Genomic DNA, 18,958 nt, shown 5'->3' with positions numbered 1-18,958 from the left:
CTCACTCCTCGCCGGTCACCACGGTCCGCTCCGGGGAGAAGCCGCCCCAGGTGCCGTCGGGCAGCTTGGCCCGCAGCTTCACCCGGTGCTCCACCCCGTCCTCCTTGCCGACGAAGAAGGTGTACTTCGCCTTCCCCTCGGGCACCTTGCCGCCCCAGACGAGGCTGGTGTCCTGCTTCCCGTCCAGCCGGATCTGGTACTCGGTCACCTCGCCGCCGGTCTTCGGCGCCACCCAGGCGAGGTCGATGTAGTGGCCCTCGTCGGTGCGCCGGGCGGTGGCGGTCAGCTCCGTCGGTGCCGCACCGGCCTCCGGCGACCCCTTCCCCGTGGTGGTGAGGCGTGCCTCGGGGGAGGCGGGCGAGGTGTTCCCGGCGGCGTCCCGGGCCTTGACGGTGAACCGGTAGGAGGTGCCCGGCCGCAGCCCCGTCAGCACGGCCGAGGTGGCCTCCCCGCCGACGCTGTGGATCTTCGAACCGCCCTGGTAGACGTCGTACGAGGCGACCGCGTCGTCGTCCTCGGCGGCCTTCCACGTCAGGGTGGCGGCACGGCTGCCCCCGGCCTCGGCGGTCAGTTCGGCCGGTGCGGTCGGCGGCCGGATGTCCTCCTTGCCCTGCTCGGGCGTGGTCACCGAGACGCGCTTGCTGGCCGGGCCCTTCTTGCCCTCGGTGTCCAGGGCGCGCACGGTGAAGACCTGTTCGGTGCCGGGGGCCAGGTCGGTGATGTCGACCATGTGCCGCTCGCCCGGGACCTCCTTGACCTTCTTGCCGCCGAGCAGTACCTCGTACCGGCGCACGCCCTTGTCGTCGGTGGACTGGTTCCACATCACATGGACCGAGGTCGCGCTGCTGGCCACGGCGGTCACCCCGGTCGGCGCGGTCGGCGGGCGGTCCGGTTCCACCGTCCTGCCGCCCAGCGAACACCCGGCGAGCGCCACCGTCACCGCCGCGACCAGCAGCGGCCCCCGGAGGGTGCGCCGGGCCGTGGCAGCTCGGGGTTCTGGAGTTCCACGCACGAGGCCAGCCTTCCACCGGAGTTATTGGTCTGGACCTGTATGGCACAGCGGGCCCTCCCTCATCAAGAGGGGGCGGCGGACCGGTGGGGGCGAGACGTCCGCTGCCCGCACGTTTCGGCGGAATGATCCTCCGGCTGCGGGCGGCGGGAGAGGTGAGCGGGCGTCAGGAGGCGCGGCCCGCCCCGCGCCGGACCGACTCCGCCCACGCCACCAGCGGCACCTGGAGGGGGAGGCGGCCGTAGGCCACCGCGCGCCGCACGGCGGACCGGTCGCGCCAGTCGGCCGCCATCTGGAGATTGGCGGGGAAGACGGCGACGAAGAACGCCCCGGTGAGCCCGGCCGCCAGCCGCCGCGTACGCGGGTGCGCGACGCCCGCCGCCAGCGCCACCTCCGCGACCCCGCTCAGCCGCGTCCACCGGCGGGGATCACCCGGCAGTGCCTTCGGCACGATCGCGTCGAACCCCTTCGGCGCCACGAAGTGCGCGGCCCCCGCGGCGGCGAGCAGTCCGGAGAGGAGCAGGGCGGAACGGGACGGTGCGGACATGGTTCCTCCTGGGGAACGGCGTCGGGACACGCCGAGGCTACGGGGCCAGGCCGTCCCGGCGTCGGCGGCCCTGCCCCGCCATACTCCGTACGCTGTGGCGTTTTGGGCGGAGATGCGAAGGTCCGGCTGGCATGCTGGCTGCGGCCGGACGGCCGGTGGCAGCGGTGCGGAGGAGGGCGCGTGGCAGGTGCGGAAGGACGGCCCTTGCTCCTGCTGCTCGCCGTCTGCGTGCTCGGCGTCCTGCTCCTGCACGGCGCCGGTCGGCTCTGCGCGGTACGCCGCGAACCCGCCCGGGCCCTGCCGCCGTTCAGCGGCGGACTCGCCCCCGCCGAGCATCCGGCGAGCCGCTTCCACGTCCGCTGGTACCCGGTCTCCCTGGTCTTCCTCGCTTTCGACATGGAGATGCTCTTCATGTACCCGTGGGTGCGCGTGGTGGGGGAGATGGGCACTCCGGCGGTGGTCGAGATGTTCCTCTTCCTCGGCATCCTGCTGGCGGCCGTCGCCTACGCCTGGCGGGAGGGCGCGTTCCGGTGGAGCTGAGGAGCGCGCTGCTGCGGGCCGCGCTGGCCCGCCCCGCCGTACTGACCGCCGTCCTGCCCGGAGCGACCCGCGCCCGGCTCGCCGTCGAGCGTGAACTGCGGGCCCGCCGCTGGCCCCGCGTCCTCTCCCCGGCCGCCGCCGACCTGCTCGTCGTCGTCGGCCGCCCGGGCGAGGACGAGCCGGCCTGGCTGGAGGGAACCTGGCAGGCGCTGTCCGAGCCGCGCGCCCTGGTCCGGGTCGAGGAGGCGGCCGACGCGGGAGCGGTCCTGGACGCGGGGCACGCGGCGCTGCTGCGGGGCGGACCGCGTACGGGGACGGCCGCAGGAGGACCCCGCCCGCACCACGCGAGCCCCGTGACCGATCCCGGCCACCTCGACCACGCCCACGCCGATCACATGGCGGCGCACTCCCACGACAGCCCGATGCTCATCTCCGGCCTCCCCCTGGCCGACCGTGCCGACGACCGCGACGGGTTGAGGCTGGACCGCCTGCACGTGCCCTTCGGGCCGGTGCTGCCCGACTGGCCGGCCGGGCTGGTGGTGCGGCTCGCGCTCCAGGGCGACGTGGTGCAGGAGGTGACCGGCGTCGAGCTGGTCCCGGCCGCGCCCGAGCCCCGGCCCGCGTTCTGGGACGAACCCTGGCGCCGGGCGGCCGCCGGGGCCCCGGTGACCCGGGGTGAGGCCGCCCGCCGCCGGTGCGCCGCCCACCTCGACAGCCTCGGCCGTCTCCTCGCCGTGGCCGACTGGCCGGACGCCGCCACCCGCGCCCGCCGCCTGCGCGACGCCGCCCTCGCCGACGCGCCCGCCGCCGAACTGGCGTACCCGGCACGGCGCCTGGCCCGGCGGGTGGGCCGCTCCCGGACCCTGCGGTGGCTCACCTCGGGCATCGGTGTGCTGCCCCGTGAGCGGGCCCTGGCGGCAGGCGTCGGCGGTCCGGCCCTGGAGGCCGACGGCGACGTCTGGCGCCGGACCGTGCAGTGGCTGGCCGAGGCCGTGCGGGCCGCCGAGGCCTGCGAGGACCCCCGGCCGCTGCCGCCCGGCGACCCGTACGGCCCGCGCGGGGAGCTGACGGGGGAGCAGCCGCCTTCCCGCGCCCTGCTCGACGTCCTGCCCTCCCTGCTGCACGGCGCGGAACTCGCCGCCGCCCGGCTCACCCTCGCCAGCCTCGACCCGGACCCGGACGAACTCCTTCCCGTGGCCGCCGGGGAGGTGGCCCGTGGCTGACTCCGCGCCCCTGTGGGCCGCCGCCGCGCTCCCGCTGCTCCTCGCCCCGGCCGCCCTCGCCGTGGCCTGCGCCGACGGCCGCTCCGTCGCCCCCGTCCGCGAAGTGCTGCGGCTCCTCGTCCAGCAGCCGCGCCGCACCCGCGCCGCCGACGCCCTCGCCACCCGCACCGGCACCGTGCTGCTGCCCCTCGCCGCCGTCCTCGCCGCCGCCGTCGTGCCGCTCGGCGCCACCCCGGTGAGCGACCTCGGCGACGGCGTGGTCTGGTTCAACGCCATGGAGGCGCTGGCCTGGGCGGCGGTCTGGCTCACCGGCTGGGGGCCCAACTCCACCCTCTCCCTCGTCGGCGGCTACCGCTTCCTCGCCCAGGGCCTCGCCTACGAGATCCCGCACATGCTCGCCCTCACCACCGCCGCGCTCGGCGCGGGCTCGCTCCGCGTCACCGAGATCGCCGACGCCCAGCGGGGCCTGTGGTTCGCCGTGTGGATGCCGGCCGCCTTCGCGCTCTACCTGCTGAGCGCGGCCGCCATGTCCTTCTGGGGCCCCTTCGGCCAGCCCGCCGGACGCGACCTCGCCGGTGGGGTGGCCACCGAACTGACCGGCGTGGGGCGCCTCCTGCTCCTCGGCGGGCGCCGCCTGCTGCTGCTCACCTCCGCCGCGATGGCCGTCCCCCTCTTCCTCGGCGGCGGCCACGGCCCGCTGCTGCCCGGCTGGGCCTGGACCCTGGTGAAGACCGGCGCGGTCCTCGCCCTGCTGCTGTGGCTGCGCCGCCGGCTGCCGGGGGTGCGGATGGACCGGTACACGGAGCTGTCCTGGGTGGTGCTGACGCCGCTCGCGGTCCTCCAGGCGCTGGTCGTCGCCGTGGTGGTGCTGCCGTGAGGCGGGGGAGCGGGGGAGTGCCGTGCTGAGCGCCGTCCTGGCCTGGGTGCTGGCCCTGTGCGCGGTCACGGCCGGTGTCCTGGTCTTCCGGTTCGACTCGATGGCCCGCGCCACCTTCGCCCTGCTCGCCTCGCTGCTCTGCGTCGCCGGTGAGGTGCTGCTGCTCGGCCTTCAGTACCTCGGGGTCGTCATCGTGCTGATGATGACGATCGAGATGGCGGTGATGGCCGTGTTCATGATCATGTTCATGATGAACCCGGCCGGGCTGATGCCCATGGCCATGCTCCACAACACCCGCGCCGCCGCCGCGCTCTGCGCCGCCCTCTTCGCCCTCCTCGCCACCGGCGTCCTCACCGCCGACTGGCCCCGGGCCACCGGCCGCCCGCCCGCCGACCCCACCTTCGAGCTGGGCATGTCCCTGATGGGTCCCCAGATACTCACCATGATGACGCTCGGGACCGCCCTCTTCGCCACCATCGTCGCGACCGTCGTCCTTGCCACCCGGCGCGGTCGTTACGACCGGTGGGGCGACGACCTGCGCGCCGCCCGGCCCGACGACCCCGCCCGCGGAGGTGTCGGCCGATGACCCTCTCCCTCCTCATGCTGCTCGCCGCCGCCCTGTTCTGCACCGGCCTCTTCGGGGTGTTGACCCAGCAGTCCGTGGTGATGCTGATGATGGGGCTGGAGCTGATGATCGGCGCCGTGATCCTCGCCGCCGCGGCCGCCTGGCGCCACCTCGCCCCCGCCAACGCCGACGGGCAGGTCGTCGTCATCCTCGCGGTCACCGCCATGGCCCTGGAGATGGCGGTCGGCTTCGCCGTGGTCACCGCCCTGTTCCGCACCGGCGAGAAGGACCTCACCGACCAGGCGGCGGAGCTGCGCGGGTGAGCGCCCTGCCCTGGCTCCTCCCGGCGCTGCCGCTCACCGGCGGCGCGGCCCTGCTCCTCGCCGGACACCGCGCCGACCGTGCCGCCCCCACCGCCGGAGCCGCCCTCGCCCTGGCCACCTGCGCTCTCACCGCCGTCGCGGCCCGGACCGGACCCGAGGCGGCCGCGCCCTTCCTGCCCGGACTGCCGGTACGCCTCGCCGTCGACGGCCTCTCCGCACCGCTCGCCGTCACGGTCGCCGCCGTCGCCGCCCTCGTCCTGCTCGCCGCCCGCGCCGGACTCGGGCCGACGGACTCCGCCGCCCGCTCCACCGGCCTCATGCTGCTGTTCACCGGCGCCATGCTGACCACCGTCACCGCCGCCACCCTGCCCCTCCTGCTCATGGGCTGGGAGGTCATGGGCGCCACCTCCTGGGCGCTCATCGGCCACACCTGGCGCGACCGCGCGGCCACCGGCGCCGCCACCACCGCCTTCCTCACCACCCGCACGGGCGACCTCGGCCTCTACGTCGCGGCCGGCGCCGCCCTCGCCGGAGGAGCCGCGCCCCTCGCCCTCGACGACCTCGCCCGCACCGCCGAACCCTGGCGCTCCCTCACCGCCGCCGGCATCATCCTCGCCGCGCTCGGCAAGTCCGCCCAGCTCCCCTTCAGCTTCTGGCTCTCCGGCGCCATGCGCGGCCCCGCCCCCGTCTCCGCCCTCCTCCACTCGGCCACCATGGTCGCCGCCGGGGCCTACCTGCTGCTGCGCACCGGCCCGCTGCTGGCCGCCACCGCCTGGGGCGCCGGGCTGACCGCCTGGACCGGGGCCGCCACCGCCCTCGTCCTCGGCCTGGTCGCCGTCGCCCAACGCGACCTCAAACAGCTCCTCGCCGCCTCCACCTGCGCCCAGCTCGGCTTCATGGTGCTGGCCGCCGGAGCGGGCGCCACCACCGGCGGCACCCTGCAGCTCCTCGCCCACGCCGCCGCCAAGAGCCTCCTCTTCCTCCTCGCCGGCGCCTGGCTCACCACCCACGGCACCCGCCTGCTCCCCGGCCTCACGGGAGCCGCCCGCAGCCCCCGCTCTCTCGGCCTCCTCTTCACCACCGGCGCCCTCTGCCTCGCCGGCTTCCCCCCGCTCGCCCTCTGGGCCGCCAAGGACCTCCTCCTCCCCGCCGCCCTCACCCGCGACCCCTGGCTCTACGCCACCGGCCTCACCGCCGCCACCCTCGCCGCCGTCTACAGCACCAAAGCCCTCTGGTACGTCTGGCGCCCCGCACCCGCCACGACCGCGCCCCCCGCCCGCCCCGCACTCCTCGCCCCGCTCACCCTCCTCGCCCTGGCCTGCGCCGCCCTCACCCCGCTCGCCCTGCCGCCCCTGCGCACCGCCCTGGAACGCACCGTCGCCACCGGCGTCCACCCCGCGCCCCACCTCTGGGAAGCCGCCCTCTCCGGCGGGCTCGCCCTCGGAGCCGCCGCGTGGGCCTGGTCGGCCGGCGGCCCCCGGCTGCGGCTGCCCGGCCCCTTCCCGGACTGGCTCGGCCTGGAGCGCGCCGCCCACATCCTGGTCGTCCGGCCCGTCCTGGCCGCCGCCCGCCTCGCCGCCGCCTTCGACACCCGGGTCCTGGAACGCGCCGTGGACGCCGCCGCGTACGGCACCCTCGCCCTGGCCCGCCGTACCGACCGGGTCGCCGAACGGGGCCTCACCGGCGCGGTCGCCGTGCTGGCGGCGGCCGTCCGCGGAGCCGGCCGGGAGGCGCGGCGGCCGCAGACCGGGCAGCTCCACCAGTACCTGGCGCAGGCCGTCGCCGCGTTCACCGCCCTCGCCGTCGTCTTCGTCCTCGTCCGGTGAGCCCGGTGAAGCGGCGGACCAGGTCCGCCCCGACAGAAAGGCCCCGCCGTGCTCACGGTCCTGGTGTTCGCCCCCGCCGCCGTCGCCCTCGTGCTGCTCGCCCTGCCCCGCACCGTGCCCGACGCCGTCCACCGCACCGCCTGGACCGTGACCAGCGCGCTGCTCCTCGCCTTCACCGCCGCCCTGTGGGCCGCGCACGGCACGGGCGGCGGCTACGCGTACGAGACGCGGGTGCGGTGGATGCCCTCGGCGGGCGTCGGCTACCACGTCGGCGTCGACGGGCTCTCGCTGCCGCTGACCGTGCTGACCTGCGTCCTCTTCCTGGCCTGCGCCCTCTACTCGTGGCGTGAACGGCGCCGGGTGCGGGCCCACGCCGCGCTCTTCCTGCTCCTTCAGACCACCTGCCTCGGCGTCTTCGTCTCCCTCGACCTGATCCTCTTCTTCGTCTTCTTCGACCTGTCCATCGTCGCCATGTACTTCGTCATCGCCGGCTGGGGCCGCGACCAGGCCGCCCGCGCCGCGCTGACCTTCTTCCTCTACACCTTCCTCGGCTCCCTCGCCCTCCTCCTCGGCTTCATCGGCCTCTACCTCGCCGCCTCCCCGCACACCTTCGACATGACCGACCTGACCCGCGCCGACCCGCTCGCCGGCCGGCCCGTCGCCGCCGGCCTCGTCCTCCTCGCCCTCGGCACCGGACTGGCCGTCAAGACCCCGACCGTCCCCTTCCACACCTGGCTCCCCCTCGCCCACACCCAGGCCCCCGCCGCCGGGTCCGCGATCCTCGCCGGGGTCCTGCTGAAGATGGGCACCTACGGCTTCCTGCGCATCGCCATGCCGGTGCTCTCGGAAGCCTGGCGCCGGTACGCCCTGGTGGTGGTCGTCCTCGGCGTCGTCTCCGTGCTCTACGGGGCGCTGGTCGCGCTCGCCCAGACCGACCTGAAGCGGATGATCGCCTACACCTCGGTCACCCACATGGGATACATCGTGCTGGCCCTCGGCGCCGCCGCCACCGCGACCGCCCCCGGCGACGAGGACGCCCGTGCCCTCGCGGTGAGCGGCGCCGTCACCCAGATGGTCAGTCACGGCCTGCTCACCGGCGCCCTCTTCCTCCTCGCGGGGGCCCTCCACGAACGCGGCCGCACCTACGACCTGGCCGCCTACTCCGGCGTCGCGGCCCGCGCGCCCGTCCTCGCCGCCGCCACCGCCGTCGCCTTCTTCGCCTCCCTCGGCCTGCCGGGCTTCTCCGGCTTCGTCGCCGAGTTCCAGATCTTCACCGGCAGCCTCGGCCCGCGCCCCGTCGCCACCTGCCTCTCCGTCCTCGGCATCCTCCTCACCGCCGCCCTCCTCCTCCGCGCCTACCAGCAGGTCTTCCTCGGCCCGCTGAGGCTGCCCCCGGCCCCCGGCAGCCCCCGCGCCTTCCCCGACCTGCGCCGCCGCGAGGCCGCCGCGGTCCTGCCGCTGCTCGCCCTCGCCACCCTCCTCGGCCTCGCCCCCCGCCCCCTCCTCGACACCGTCGAACCCGCCTCCGGCCTCGTCCTGGAATGGCTGGCCCGATGAAGGGGATGGACGAGAACCCGCTCGACCTGCTGCCCGAACTCCTCCTTGCCGGGGCGGCCGTGGCCGGACTGCTGCTCGGCTCCTGGCTGCCGCGCCGCCGCCAGTGGGCCGTCGTCCTGCTCTGTGCCCTCGCGTGCCTGGCGGCCGCCGCGGCCGCCGTCGTCGCCGCGCCCGGCCCCGCCACCACCGCCTTCGACGGCGCCTACGCCCTCGACCCCCTCACCACCACCGCCCGCCTCGTCCTCACCGGCGCCACCCTCCTGGTCACCGTCCTCAGCCTTCGCCCCCTCGGCGGCCATCCCCGCGAGAGCGAGTACCACGTCCTCGTCCTGCTCACCGCCGCCGGCTCCCTCGTCCTCGCCGGCGCCCAGGACATCCTGCTGCTCGCCGCCGCCTACCTGCTCGCCGGCATCCCCGCCTACGCCCTCGCCGGCTTCGCCAAGGACGGCCCCGGCACCGAAGCAGCCCTCAAGTACTACGTGCTCGGCGCCATCGGCGGCGTCGTCCTGCTCACCGGCACCACCCTCCTGTACGCCGCCACCGGCACCACCGCCTACCCCCGGCTCGCCCACGCCGAGGCGGCCCCCGCCGCGCTGCTCACCGCCGGGACCCTCGGTGTCCTCGGCGGCCTGCTCTTCAAGTCCGGTGCCGTCCCCGCCCACTTCTGGGTGCCCGACGCCGTCCAGGGCAGCGCCCCGCCCGTCGCCGCCCTGCTCACCACCCTCCCCAAGGCCGGGGCGCTCACCGCCCTCTTCCGCCTCGGCGCCGTCCCCCTCGCCGGGAGCGCCGTCCCCTGGCCCGCCCTCCTCGCCACCCTCGCCGCCGCCTCCATGACCCTCGGCAACCTCGCCGCCCTCCTCCAGCGCGACGTCCGCCGCCTGCTCGCCTACTCGGCCGTCAGCCAGGTCGGTTACCTCCTGATGCCCGTCGCCGTCGCCGGCCGCACCGCCCTCGCCCAGCCCGCCTTCCTCTACTACGTCGCCGCCTACGCCCTCACCAACCTCGGCGCCTTCGCCGTCGTCTGCGCCCTGCCGCGCGCCACCACCACCGACCGCTGGCGCGGCCTGGTCGGCCACCGCCCGCTGCTCGCCGTGAGCCTCGCCGTCTGCCTGCTGGGGCTGGTCGGCACCCCGCCCACCGCCGTCTTCCTCGGCAAACTCCAGGCGTTCACCGCCCTGTTCGACGCCGGGTACGGCTGGCTCGCCGTCCTCGCCGCCGCCAACACCGTCGTCTCGCTCTTCTACTACCTGCGCTGGCTCGCCCCCGCCTTCACCCCCGGCGCCGCCCCGCCCACCGGCGGCGAGGACCGCCTCGCCCGCGGCACCGCACACACCGCGGCCGCCGCCTCGCTCGCCCTGGGCCTCGCGGCCGGCCCCGTCCTCGCCCTGCTCGACGGCCCACCGGCCCACTGAACCGCCGACGCCGCAGCCCCCGTAAATCCGGTGGCGGCCTCCGCGTCCCCGTTGCTACGTTCACCGCTGTCCCCGACGTGCGGCCCCCTTCCGCGGCCGCGCCCCTGGCCCGATACGAGCAGGTGTTGATGAACCGGCCCGCGCCGAGCGCGCCTCACCGTGATGCGGACACCCCGTCCGCCGACCGGATTCCCGCCCCCTGAACCAGGCTTCCGAGGCCCGCTCGGCCTGCTCCCGCCGTTCCCGCGACCATCCCCGCACCGGCCAGGAGTATCCGGGTGTCCGACCACCTCACCACCGACCGCACCGACCCCACCACCGCCTTCGACTGCCCGTCCTGCGGCACCTCGTCGGCCGGCGGCCCGCGCGACCACTGCCCCCAGTGCCTGCACACCCGGCACCGGGACTCCGCCGACCCCTGCGGCGCCCCCATGGCCCCGCTGGCCGTCGCCGTCCACGGGCCCGGCGACTGGCGGCTCATCCACCGCTGCACCGCCTGCGCCACCCTCACCTCGGCGCCCGTCCGCGCCGACGACCACCAGGTGGCGCTGATGGCGCTGGCGGTGCGGCCACTCGCCCAGCCGCCGTTCCCGCTCGGCCTCCTCGGCCGGATCTGAGGGCGCGCCCGATGCCTCGCAGACACCGCGCCCGCCAGGAGCCGCGTACCGGCCGCCGCGCCCAGCGCCCCAAGGACGTCCTGCACGGCCCCCGCGGCCACCGGGGCGACGCCTTCCGCTGCCTCGGCTGCCGCCGGGACGTGCCCGTACGCGCCCTGGGCACCGCCCACCGCAACCACTGCCCGTACTGCCTGACCAGCCGTCACGTCGACGGCCGCGCCCCCGGCGACCGGGGCGAGGAGTGCCGGGCCCCGATGGACGCCCTCACCCTCGCCGTCCGCGACGACGGGGAGTGGCTGCTGATCCACCGGTGCCGGGCCTGCGGCACCCTCAAGGCCAACCGCCCCGCCGGCGACGACCACCCGCTGGCCCTGATCCGCCTCGCCCTGCGGCCCCTGGCCGATCCGGGGCTGGCGCACCTGACAGGGGTGGTGCCCGGGACGTAGCCGGACCCGGCGGAGGCCCGCCCGCTCAGTCCAGCAGCACCGCGTGCGGCAGGGCGTGGGCGGTGCGGCCTCCCGGGGTCCGTACCGTCCGCGCCGCCAGCAGGGCGTCGACCACCGCCTCCTCCACACTGTCCAGCACCGCCGTGAAGACGAGGTTCAGATCGGCGGGGGAGAGCATCACCGGCGCGTCGGCGACCCGCGTGGAGAAAGCCAGACCGTAGTCGCCGCTGCCGTGGCTGTACGCCGCCCCTACCCGGCCCAGCGCCAGCACCCCGCGCGCAGCGATCCGCTCCAGCTGCCTTCCGGTGCACGGCACGTCCAGCGCCACGACCACCACGCACGACCCGCGTGGCGAGGTGTACCCCGCCCGCTCCAGACCCAGTTCCCCGGGCAGCACCGTCCGCCCGGCCACCCGCAGGTCGCCGTCCATGTTGGCCTGCACCAGTACCCCCACCGTGGCCGGACCGCCCTCCAGCGGCACCACCCGCGAGGCCGAGCCGATGCCCGCCTTGAAGCCCAGCGCGCACGCCCCGGTGCCGCCCCCGGTGTTGCCCATCGCCACCGGGCCGGCGTCGGCGCCGTCCAGCGCCGCCCGTACGTGTGCCTCCGTCACGGGGCGCCGCTCCGCCGACAGCCAGGAGTCGTTGATCTCGCCGACCACCGGGTTGAGCGAGGTCACCGGTGTCGCCGACCGGTCCAGCACCCACCCCACCAGGGCGTCCGCCGCGCGGAACGCCGACAGGGTGGAGGTGAGCAGCACCGGCGTCTCCAGCTCCGCCAGCTCCATCAGCTGCGTCGCGCCGACGAACTTCCCGTACCCGTTGACCATGTGGAACCCGGCCGGGACCGCACGCGCCTCCTCCAGCGCCACCGGCACCAGCGCCGTCACCCCCGAGTACACACCCCGCTCGTCGTCGTCCAGCGTCGTCTGGCCCACCAGCAGCCCCGGCACGTCGGTGACCGCGTTGAGCGGCCCCGGCGCCATCCGCCCCACCGCCCGCCCGGTCTCCCGCAGCCGCAGTGTCCGTCCCCGCCCGTCGCCCGCCATCCGTCCGCCTCCCGCCCGGCCCCGCGGACCGTCCGCGCGGCGGCCCGCACTCTACGTCCTCGGGCGGCGTCAGGCCGCGAAGCGGTCCGTGGCGGCCCGCACCAGCCGCAGCGTCTCGGCGCCGCCCAGGTGCCCGGCCGACTCCACCACCGACAGCCGCGCCCCGGGCCAGTTCCGGGCCAGCTCCCACGCGGTGTGCACCGGCCCGCCCAGGTCCAGCCGCCCGTGCACCAGTTCACCGGGGAGAGTGCCGAGCCGGTGTGCGTCGCGGATCAGCGCGCCCTCCTCCAGCCAGGCGCCGTGGGAGAAGTACCAGGCGCAGATGCGCACCATCGCCGTCTGCCCGGCGGAGGGCCGTGCCGCGTACGGCGCCCCCATCCCCTCCGCCGAGACCACGGCGTCCTCCCAGGCCAGCCAGTCCGCCACCGCCCGCGTCCGGACCACCGGATCGGGGTCCTCCACCAGCCGCGCGTACGCCCCCACCAGGTCCCCGTCGGGCCCGGTGCCGGAGCCGGTCACGAACCGGTCCCACGCCTCCGGGAAGAACCGCCCCACCCCCCGGTAGAGCCAGTCGATCTCGCTGCGGCGGGTCGTCGTCACCGACGGGACGACGATCTCGGTCACCCGCTCGGGATGCCGCTCGGCGTAGGCGAGGAGCAGCGTGGAGCCCCAGGAACCGCCGTACAGCAGCCACCGGCCGATGCCCAGGTGGTGCCGGAGCCGCTCCATGTCGGCGACCAGGTGGTCGGTGGTGTTGTGGAGCAGCGAGACCGAGGGGTCGGCGGCGTGCGGGGTGCTGCGCCCGCAGTTGCGCTGGTCGAAGAGGACGACGCGGTACCGGCCGAGGTCGAAGGCGCGCGGCGCCCGGGGCGAACACCCCGAACCGGGCCCGCCGTGCACCACCACCGCGGGCTTGCCGCGCGGATCGCCGCGCACCTCCCAGTAGATCCGGTGCCCGTCGCCCACGTCGAGCATCCCGCAGTCGTGCGGCTCGGCCTCGGCGGACGGGGGCGGAGGAGAAACGGACACGGCGGCACTCCCGGAGGTCGACGGCGGCACAAACCCCCGAGCCTACAAGCGGCGGCCCGCCCGCGCGGGACGGTCCGCCCGGCTCACTGCAGCGCGCCCAGTATCCACGGCAGATCCTCCTTGGCGGTCACCACGCGCACCTCCCGGTCCCCGTCCCGGCACTCCACCACCCAGTCACCCGCCTCTCCCGCCCGGGGCCGCACCCGCACCACCGCCACCGAGCGCGGCACCGGCAGGCGAGCCGCCCCCGGCTCCGCGCCCGCCGCCACCGCCAGCCCCTCCGGCCCCGCCACCAGCGTCCCGAAACCCGTCATCCCGTACGGCACCGCGCCCACCACGACCCCGGGGAACGACCGCTCCCGCCCGGGCAGCCTCGGCAGGATCCCGGGCGGTGCCGACGGCCGGGCCTGCCGCCACCGCAGCAGCCACACCCCGGCCGCGAGCACCGGCACCGCCACCCCCACGCTCAGCAGCAGCGCGTCGAGCAGACCGTCCGTCACCATCGGCCCGAAGAACCCCACGGCCCCCAGCACCAGCCCGCAGCCCATCGGCACCGACACCGGCCACGAGGTCCGCGCCGCCCCCTCCGGCCGCCGCGCCCATCCGTACGCCACCCAGCCGAACACGCCGCCCAGCGGCACCAGTCCGAGCCCGACCGCGTACGGCAGCCGGTGCCCGTCGACCGGCGTCGCCGAGGTCTCCTGCCGCAACGGGCCCGCCACCACGGCGCGTTCCTCGCCCCGCCAGCGCACCACCCGCACCCGGTCACCCGGCGCCAGCGAGTCGAAGAGCGCACCCTCCTTCTCCAGCCGCACCCACGCCTCCTGCGAGCCCCCGTCAGCCGCCCACCGCAGCCCCGGCAGCCGCGGGCCCCGCCCGCCCCCGGGCTCCTTGGCGACCACCGTCCCCGGCACCGCGTCCAGGCACTCCCGCGTCCCCTCCGGCTCCGGGGGCCCCGCGCAGAACGACGCCGAGCGGTACGCCGCCTCGGTGGCCAGCACCCCCGGCACGTACCAGCCCAGCAGGCAGCCCGCGACGACCAGCAGCCCCAGCGAGAGCGCCACCGGCGTCGCCACCGCCGCCGACGGCCCGCGCCCGCCGCCCCCGGCCCGCCTCCCCGCCCCTGTCCTCATGGCCGCATTCTTCCCTCGTCGCGCCCCCGCCGATCCCGCCCGGCCGGAACCCGCCGGGCCGGCCGCGCGGACTCGTAAGATCCACTTCGGCGGGAGCCTCCGCCGGCGCACCCGTGCCGGGACGACGGGGTCCCGGGCACGACAGGAGAGACAGCCGATGGCTGACGCGCGGACCACCCGTTTAACGACCCGACTGGCGGCCCGCGCCTCGCGCGCCGTCGACTCGCCGCACTTCACCCGCGCCGTCTTCGTCCTCATCGCCGCCAACGCGGTCCTGCTCGGCGCCGAGACCTACAGCGGGGTCGTCGCCGCCTGGCTGCCGCTCCTCAAGACCGCCGAGTACCTCTTCCTCGCCGCCTTCACCGCCGAGATCCTGCTGCGCCTGGCCGCCCACGCCGACCGCCCCGCCGCCTTCTTCCGCGACCCCTGGAACCTCTTCGACCTCGCCGTGGTCACGGGCGCGTTCCTGCCCTTCTTCCGCGAGAACACCACCGTGCTGCGGCTGCTGCGGCTCGCCCGCGTCCTGCGCGCCGCCCGCTTCCTGCCCCAGCTCCGCGTCGTCATCGTCGCCGTCGGCAAGAGCCTCCCCGGCACCCTGAGCTTCCTCCTCGTCGGCGGCCTGCTCCTCTACGTCTACGCGATGGTCGGCTGGACCTTCTTCGCCGACGACGACCCCGAACACTTCGGCTCGCTCGGCCGGGCCGCGCTCACCCTCTTCCTCCTCATCACCCTGGACGGCCTCGGCGACGCCGTCCGCACCGGCCTGGAGATCTCCCGCTGGACGATCGTGTACTTCGCCTCGTTCGTCCTCTTCGGCTCGTTCCTCCTGGTCAACCTTCTGATCGGCGTCGTCATCGGCTCCCTCGACGAGGCCCGCCGCGAGGCCGAGGCGGACGGCGAGCCGCCCCGGCCGCCCTCCGTCCCCGCCGTCGTCCCTGTGGTGCCCGTCGAACCCCTTCCGCTCCCGCTGCTCCGCGCCCGCATCGCCGCCGCCCGCACCGCTCTGGACGAGGCCGAACGCGCCCTCACCCAGGCGGCGCCGGCCGGCGCCACGGGGCCGCCGGGGGAGCGGGTGGCGGGGTGAGGGAGGACTACGGGCGCGGCTCGCGCAGGGCCGACAGATCCCGGCCCGCCAGGTCGTCCCGGGAGCGCAGCTCCTCGCCGACCGCCCGGAGCACGGGCAGACCGGCGGCGCCGACGGCGAGGTCCACGTCCTTGGCGGCCAGGTCCAGGGTGTAGTGGGCGGAGTCGGACAGGGTCCGCCGGACCGCGCCGCCCATCGGCCCGGCGGCCAGCGCCTCCCGCGCCCCGGCCGGGTCGACGCCGAGGGCGTCCGCGAGGCGCAGGGACTCCGCGACGACCGCGACGCCGCCGATCATCGCGTTGATGAGGACCACCTTGAGCGCGGCCCCCGACCCCGGGGGCCCGCAGCGGCGCACCGAGCCGAAACGCTCCAGCACCTCCGCGACCGGCCCGTCCACCTCACCGCCCGCCAGCACCTGGAGCGAGCCGGAGGCGGCCGCGTCGACGCTCCCCATGACCGGCGCGTCGACCAGCGTCACGCCTTGGGGAAGCCGCTCGCGCAGGGCGGCCACGGCGTCTGGGCCCACCGTCGACATCTCGGCCCACACCGTGCCGCGGCCCAGCGCCGACAGCACCTCCTCGGCGACGGCGTCCAGCGCCTCGGGCCCGGCGAGCATGGTGACGACGATGCCGGTGCCGAGGACCGCCTCGGCGGGGGAGAGGGCGACCTGCGCGCCCTCGGCCCGTAGTGGTTCGGCCCGGGACGCGGTCCGGTTCCAGACCGTCAGGGGATGTCCGGCCGCCAGCAGGCGGCGGGCCATCGGTGTGCCCATCGAACCGAGACCGAGAAAGGCGATGCGTTCCATGCGGGCGATGCTAGTGACGCAAGGGCCCGATACACCGGTGGCCGGGCGCGCGTCGCCGGGTACGACCCGTTCACGCGGGGGAGAGGCGCTGCCGATCAGCTGTCGTCCTGGCGGCCGCGACGGCGGGACACGCTGACGATACGGGCGCCCGACGTCCGGCTCAGGCGTTCTCCGGGCGCCGTCCGCCCGCCCGGCTCGCCAGGTACCGCGCCAGATGGTCGGCGGTCGCGGTGCCGCCCTGGCGGGCGACGTCCTCGGGGCGCCCCCGCGCGACGATCCGGCCGCCCTCGTCGCCCGCGCCCGGGCCGAGGTCCATGAGCCAGTCGGCGGCGGCGACCGTACGCAGGTCGTGCTCGGCCACGACGACCGTGTTGCCGTCGTCCACCAGGCGCTGGAGATGGCCGACGAGGAGGTCGACGTCGGCCGGGTGCAGACCCGAGGTCGGCTCGTCCAGCAGGTACAGGCTGTGTCCGCGCGGCGCCCGGTGCAGCTCGCTCACCAGCTTGATGCGCTGGGCCTCGCCGCCGGAGAGGGTGGTGGCGCTCTGGCCCAGCGTCAGATAGCCCAGGCCGATGTCGGAGAGCAGGGCGAGAATGCGGGCCGCGGGCTGTACGTCGTGGAGGAACTCCCGCGCCTCCTCCACGCTCATCGCCAGCACGTCGGCGATGGTCCGCTCGCGGTGGCGGACCAGCAGCGTGCCGGGGTTGTAGCGGGCGCCGTGGCAGACCGGGCAGGGGGAGGTCTCCGTGGGCAGGAAGAGGAGTTCGACGCTGACCACGCCGTCGCCCAGACAGTGCGGGCAGCGCCCCTGCGGCACGTTGAAGGAGAACCGGCTCGCGGTGTACCCGAGTTCCCGTGCCGTCGGCTGGGCGGCGTACAGCTTGCGGACGCTGTCGAACAGGCCCGTGTACGTGGCCAGGTTGGAGCGCGGGGTACGGCCGATGGGCTTCTGGTCCACCACGACCAGGCGGTCCACCTGCTCCAGCCCCGACGAGGAACGCACCGTCACGCGGTCCTCCGTCAGCGCCCAGGCCGGGATGGAGTCCTCCTCCTCTTCGGCCGCCTCCGTCGCCGGCCGGTCCGCCTCCGCCCCGTCACCGTGCAGGTGCTCGCGGACCGTCTCCGCCAGGGCGCGCCGTACGAGGGTCGACTTGCCGGAGCCGGAGACGCCGGTGACCGCCGTCAGGGTGGCGAGCGGGAACTCGGCGTCCAGGTCGTGGAGGTTGTTGCCGGTGACGCCGCCGAGCCGCAGCCACGCCCGCGGCGTCCGGGGCTCCTCGGGGCCGGGGGCGGCCGGTGCCTCGGCCGAGAGGTACCGGGCGGTCACCGAGCCGGGCGCCCCCGACAGCTCCCGCGCGGGCCCGTTGTGCAGGACCCGCCCGCCGTGCCGCCCGGCGCCCGGCCCCATGTCGACGATCCAGTCGGCCGCGGCGAGCACCTGCGCGTTGTGCTCCACCACGAAGACGCTGTTGCCGCCGCCCCGCAGCCGCCGCAGAGCCGTGAGCAGCAGCTCCGTGTCCGAGGCGTGCAGCCCGGCCGAGGGCTCGTCCAGGACGTACAGCACGCCGAAGAGGCCGCTGCGGAGCTGGGTGGCCATGTGCAGCCGCTGGAGTTCGCCGCCGGAGAGGGTGGAGGTGGTGCGTGCCGTCGCCAGGTAGCCGAGGCCCAGGTCGGTCAGGGTGGACAGCTGCTCCTGGAGGCCGGCGATCAGCGCGTGCCCGGCCTGCCGGCGCTCGGCCGGAAGGGCCCGTGTGTCGGGGTGGTCGAGGGCGGCGTCCAGGAAGGCCGAGAGCTGGGCGAGCGGCAGCGAGGTGGCGTACGCGATGTCCTGCCCCGCGACGGTCACCTCCAGGGCCTCCGGCTTGAGGCGTTTGCCGTGGCAGTTGGGGCAGAGTTCCTCGGTCATGAACGAGGCGGCCTTCGCCCGCAGGTGCGCGGCCTTGGAGGTGGCGAAGGTGTGGTTCACCCACCTGCGGGGGCTCATGTAGGTGCCCTGGTAGCTGCGGGCGACGCGGTGGGCGTCGCGCACCGGGTGCACGGTGACCGTGGGCTGTTCGTCCGTGGTCAGCAGCCACTCGCGGCGCTCGGCGGGGAGGGTGTGGAAGGGCGCGTCGATGTCGATGCCGAGTTCGGCGAGGATGTCGCGGTAGTTCTTGCCCTGCCACGCCCCCGGCCAGGCGGCGACGGCGCCTTCCCGGATGCTCAGCGAGTCGTCGCCCACCAGCTTGGAGTCGTCGACGCTGTGCAGCCGCCCCAGGCCCGAGCAGGTGGGGCAGGCGCCGACCGCCGTGTTCGGCGAGAAGCTGTCGGAGTCCAGGGGCGCCGCGTCGCGCGGGAAGGTCCCCGCCAGGTCCTCGGGGGTCCGCCCGGCCGGGTAGGTGCCCGCCCGGGAGTACAGCATCCGCAGCACGTTGGAGACGCGGCTCACCGTGCCCACCGTCGAACGGGTGCTCCCGCCGCTGTGCTGCTGGCGCAGGGCCACCGCCGGCGGCAGACCGGTGATCGAGCCGACCTTCGGGGCGGAGCCCTGGTCGATCAGGCGCCGGGCGTACGGCGCGACCGATTCGAGGTAGCGCTGCTGGGCCTCGGCGTAGAGGGTCGCGAAGGCGAGCGAGGACTTGCCGGAGCCGGAGACCCCGGTGAAGGCCACGACGCGGTCGCGGGGCACGTCCACGTCGACGTGGCGCAGGTTGTGCTCCGCCGCGTCCCGGACCTTGATCAGCCCGTCGTCACCGGCGTCCCGGGGTCCCGTCTGCGAGGGTGCGGACGCGGACGGGGAGGAAGGGGGCATGGCGGAAAACGTACCTTGGGGTTCTTTGCCCCGCCATCGGCGCCCGGTGGCCGGGTGACCGGCGGGGCGAAGGGCGTGGCGGGGAGGAGGGACGCCCGCGGCCCGCACGGATTCCGTGCGGGCCGC

At 75.9% G+C, this 18,958-nt stretch carries 18 protein-coding genes; 11 read left to right on the top strand and 7 right to left on the bottom strand.

Annotated features, from left to right (window positions below):
* Position 1 precedes the first annotated feature (1 nt).
* On the bottom strand, positions 2–898 hold the full coding sequence (locus IF45_RS0105595; RefSeq protein ID WP_030305915.1) for a fibronectin type III domain-containing protein: 897 nt from the start codon (positions 896–898) through the stop codon (positions 2–4).
* A gap of 277 nt (positions 899–1,175) precedes the next feature.
* Positions 1,176–1,556, bottom strand: a complete 381-nt coding sequence (locus IF45_RS0105590) for a DoxX family protein (protein WP_008414527.1) — start codon at positions 1,554–1,556, stop codon at positions 1,176–1,178.
* Between the two features lie 204 nt (positions 1,557–1,760).
* On the opposite strand from IF45_RS0105590, the gene IF45_RS0105585 reads away from it, so the two are divergent.
* The 10 genes from IF45_RS0105585 to IF45_RS0105540 all read left to right on the top strand — a co-directional run bounded on the left by IF45_RS0105585 (position 1,761) and on the right by IF45_RS0105540 (position 10,942).
* Positions 1,761–2,096, top strand: a complete 336-nt coding sequence (locus IF45_RS0105585; protein ID WP_030305913.1) for an NADH-quinone oxidoreductase subunit A — start codon at positions 1,761–1,763, stop codon at positions 2,094–2,096.
* Positions 2,087–3,319 (top strand): hypothetical protein, encoded by a 1,233-nt coding sequence (locus IF45_RS0105580; RefSeq protein WP_030305911.1) that lies wholly within the window; start codon positions 2,087–2,089, stop codon positions 3,317–3,319. Before IF45_RS0105585 ends, IF45_RS0105580 begins: the two co-directional genes overlap by 10 nt.
* Complete coding sequence (locus IF45_RS0105575; protein ID WP_030305909.1) at positions 3,312–4,196, top strand: NADH-quinone oxidoreductase subunit H; 885 nt, start codon at positions 3,312–3,314, stop codon at positions 4,194–4,196. Before IF45_RS0105580 ends, IF45_RS0105575 begins: the two co-directional genes overlap by 8 nt.
* Positions 4,197–4,218: 22 nt before the next feature.
* Entirely contained in the window at positions 4,219–4,782 is a 564-nt protein-coding gene (locus tag IF45_RS0105570; protein WP_030305908.1) for an NADH-quinone oxidoreductase subunit J, read from the top strand.
* On the top strand, positions 4,779–5,084 hold the full coding sequence (nuoK, locus tag IF45_RS0105565) for an NADH-quinone oxidoreductase subunit NuoK (protein ID WP_008407631.1): 306 nt from the start codon (positions 4,779–4,781) through the stop codon (positions 5,082–5,084). Before IF45_RS0105570 ends, nuoK begins: the two co-directional genes overlap by 4 nt.
* On the top strand, positions 5,081–6,910 hold the full coding sequence (locus IF45_RS0105560) for a proton-conducting transporter transmembrane domain-containing protein (protein ID WP_030305906.1): 1,830 nt from the start codon (positions 5,081–5,083) through the stop codon (positions 6,908–6,910). The genes nuoK and IF45_RS0105560 overlap by 4 nt, the downstream gene beginning before the upstream one ends.
* A gap of 48 nt (positions 6,911–6,958) precedes the next feature.
* The gene (locus IF45_RS0105555; protein WP_030305904.1) at positions 6,959–8,467 is read left to right on the top strand and encodes a complex I subunit 4 family protein; all 1,509 of its coding nucleotides are present in this window, start codon (positions 6,959–6,961) and stop codon (positions 8,465–8,467) included.
* The gene (locus IF45_RS0105550) at positions 8,464–9,879 is read left to right on the top strand and encodes an NADH-quinone oxidoreductase subunit N (RefSeq protein ID WP_030305901.1); all 1,416 of its coding nucleotides are present in this window, start codon (positions 8,464–8,466) and stop codon (positions 9,877–9,879) included. The genes IF45_RS0105555 and IF45_RS0105550 overlap by 4 nt, the downstream gene beginning before the upstream one ends.
* A gap of 278 nt (positions 9,880–10,157) precedes the next feature.
* The gene (locus IF45_RS0105545; protein WP_008407641.1) at positions 10,158–10,496 is read left to right on the top strand and encodes an RNHCP domain-containing protein; all 339 of its coding nucleotides are present in this window, start codon (positions 10,158–10,160) and stop codon (positions 10,494–10,496) included.
* A gap of 11 nt (positions 10,497–10,507) precedes the next feature.
* Positions 10,508–10,942, top strand: a complete 435-nt coding sequence (locus IF45_RS0105540; protein WP_018468662.1) for an RNHCP domain-containing protein — start codon at positions 10,508–10,510, stop codon at positions 10,940–10,942.
* A 25-nt stretch (positions 10,943–10,967) separates the two neighbouring features.
* Here IF45_RS0105540 and IF45_RS0105535 read toward each other — a convergent pair whose 3' ends face one another.
* The 3 genes from IF45_RS0105535 to IF45_RS0105525 form a co-directional block, all read right to left on the bottom strand.
* Entirely contained in the window at positions 10,968–11,990 is a 1,023-nt protein-coding gene (locus tag IF45_RS0105535) for a P1 family peptidase (protein ID WP_030305900.1), read from the bottom strand.
* A 69-nt stretch (positions 11,991–12,059) separates the two neighbouring features.
* Entirely contained in the window at positions 12,060–13,019 is a 960-nt protein-coding gene (gene pip / locus IF45_RS0105530; protein WP_078842840.1) for a prolyl aminopeptidase, read from the bottom strand.
* A gap of 83 nt (positions 13,020–13,102) precedes the next feature.
* The gene (locus IF45_RS0105525; RefSeq protein ID WP_030305898.1) at positions 13,103–14,152 is read right to left on the bottom strand and encodes a hypothetical protein; all 1,050 of its coding nucleotides are present in this window, start codon (positions 14,150–14,152) and stop codon (positions 13,103–13,105) included.
* A 157-nt stretch (positions 14,153–14,309) separates the two neighbouring features.
* Between IF45_RS0105525 and IF45_RS0105520 the strand changes: the two genes are divergently transcribed.
* Complete coding sequence (locus IF45_RS0105520; RefSeq protein WP_030305896.1) at positions 14,310–15,236, top strand: ion transporter; 927 nt, start codon at positions 14,310–14,312, stop codon at positions 15,234–15,236.
* Between the two features lie 7 nt (positions 15,237–15,243).
* Here IF45_RS0105520 and IF45_RS0105515 read toward each other — a convergent pair whose 3' ends face one another.
* A complete protein-coding gene (locus IF45_RS0105515; RefSeq protein WP_030305895.1) occupies positions 15,244–16,041 on the bottom strand; it encodes an NAD(P)-dependent oxidoreductase in 798 nt (265 codons plus the stop codon).
* 160 nt (positions 16,042–16,201) lie between these two features.
* Entirely contained in the window at positions 16,202–18,832 is a 2,631-nt protein-coding gene (locus IF45_RS0105510) for an excinuclease ABC subunit UvrA (RefSeq protein WP_030305894.1), read from the bottom strand.
* Positions 18,833–18,958: the final 126 nt, after the last annotated feature.

The organism is Streptomyces albidoflavus (assembly GCF_000719955.1).
Taxonomy (GTDB): Bacteria; Actinomycetota; Actinomycetes; order Streptomycetales; family Streptomycetaceae; genus Streptomyces; species Streptomyces albidoflavus.
This window is presented reverse-complemented; position numbering and strand designations above follow the sequence as displayed.

Bases quoted from the DNA above. Each gene is read 5' to 3' on its own strand.
- IF45_RS0105535 (WP_030305900.1), bottom strand. From the start codon at position 11,990: ATGGCGGGCGACGGGCGGGGACGGACACTGCGGCTGCGGGAGACCGGG.
- IF45_RS0105510 (WP_030305894.1), bottom strand. From the start codon at position 18,832: ATGCCCCCTTCCTCCCCGTCCGCGTCCGCACCCTCGCAGACGGGACCC.
- IF45_RS0105550 (WP_030305901.1), top strand. From the start codon at position 8,464: ATGAAGGGGATGGACGAGAACCCGCTCGACCTGCTGCCCGAACTCCTC.
- IF45_RS0105540 (WP_018468662.1), top strand. From the start codon at position 10,508: ATGCCTCGCAGACACCGCGCCCGCCAGGAGCCGCGTACCGGCCGCCGC.
- nuoK (WP_008407631.1), top strand. From the start codon at position 4,779: ATGACCCTCTCCCTCCTCATGCTGCTCGCCGCCGCCCTGTTCTGCACC.
- IF45_RS0105590 (WP_008414527.1), bottom strand. From the start codon at position 1,556: ATGTCCGCACCGTCCCGTTCCGCCCTGCTCCTCTCCGGACTGCTCGCC.
- IF45_RS0105515 (WP_030305895.1), bottom strand. From the start codon at position 16,041: ATGGAACGCATCGCCTTTCTCGGTCTCGGTTCGATGGGCACACCGATG.
- IF45_RS0105525 (WP_030305898.1), bottom strand. From the start codon at position 14,152: ATGAGGACAGGGGCGGGGAGGCGGGCCGGGGGCGGCGGGCGCGGGCCG.
- IF45_RS0105520 (WP_030305896.1), top strand. From the start codon at position 14,310: ATGGCTGACGCGCGGACCACCCGTTTAACGACCCGACTGGCGGCCCGC.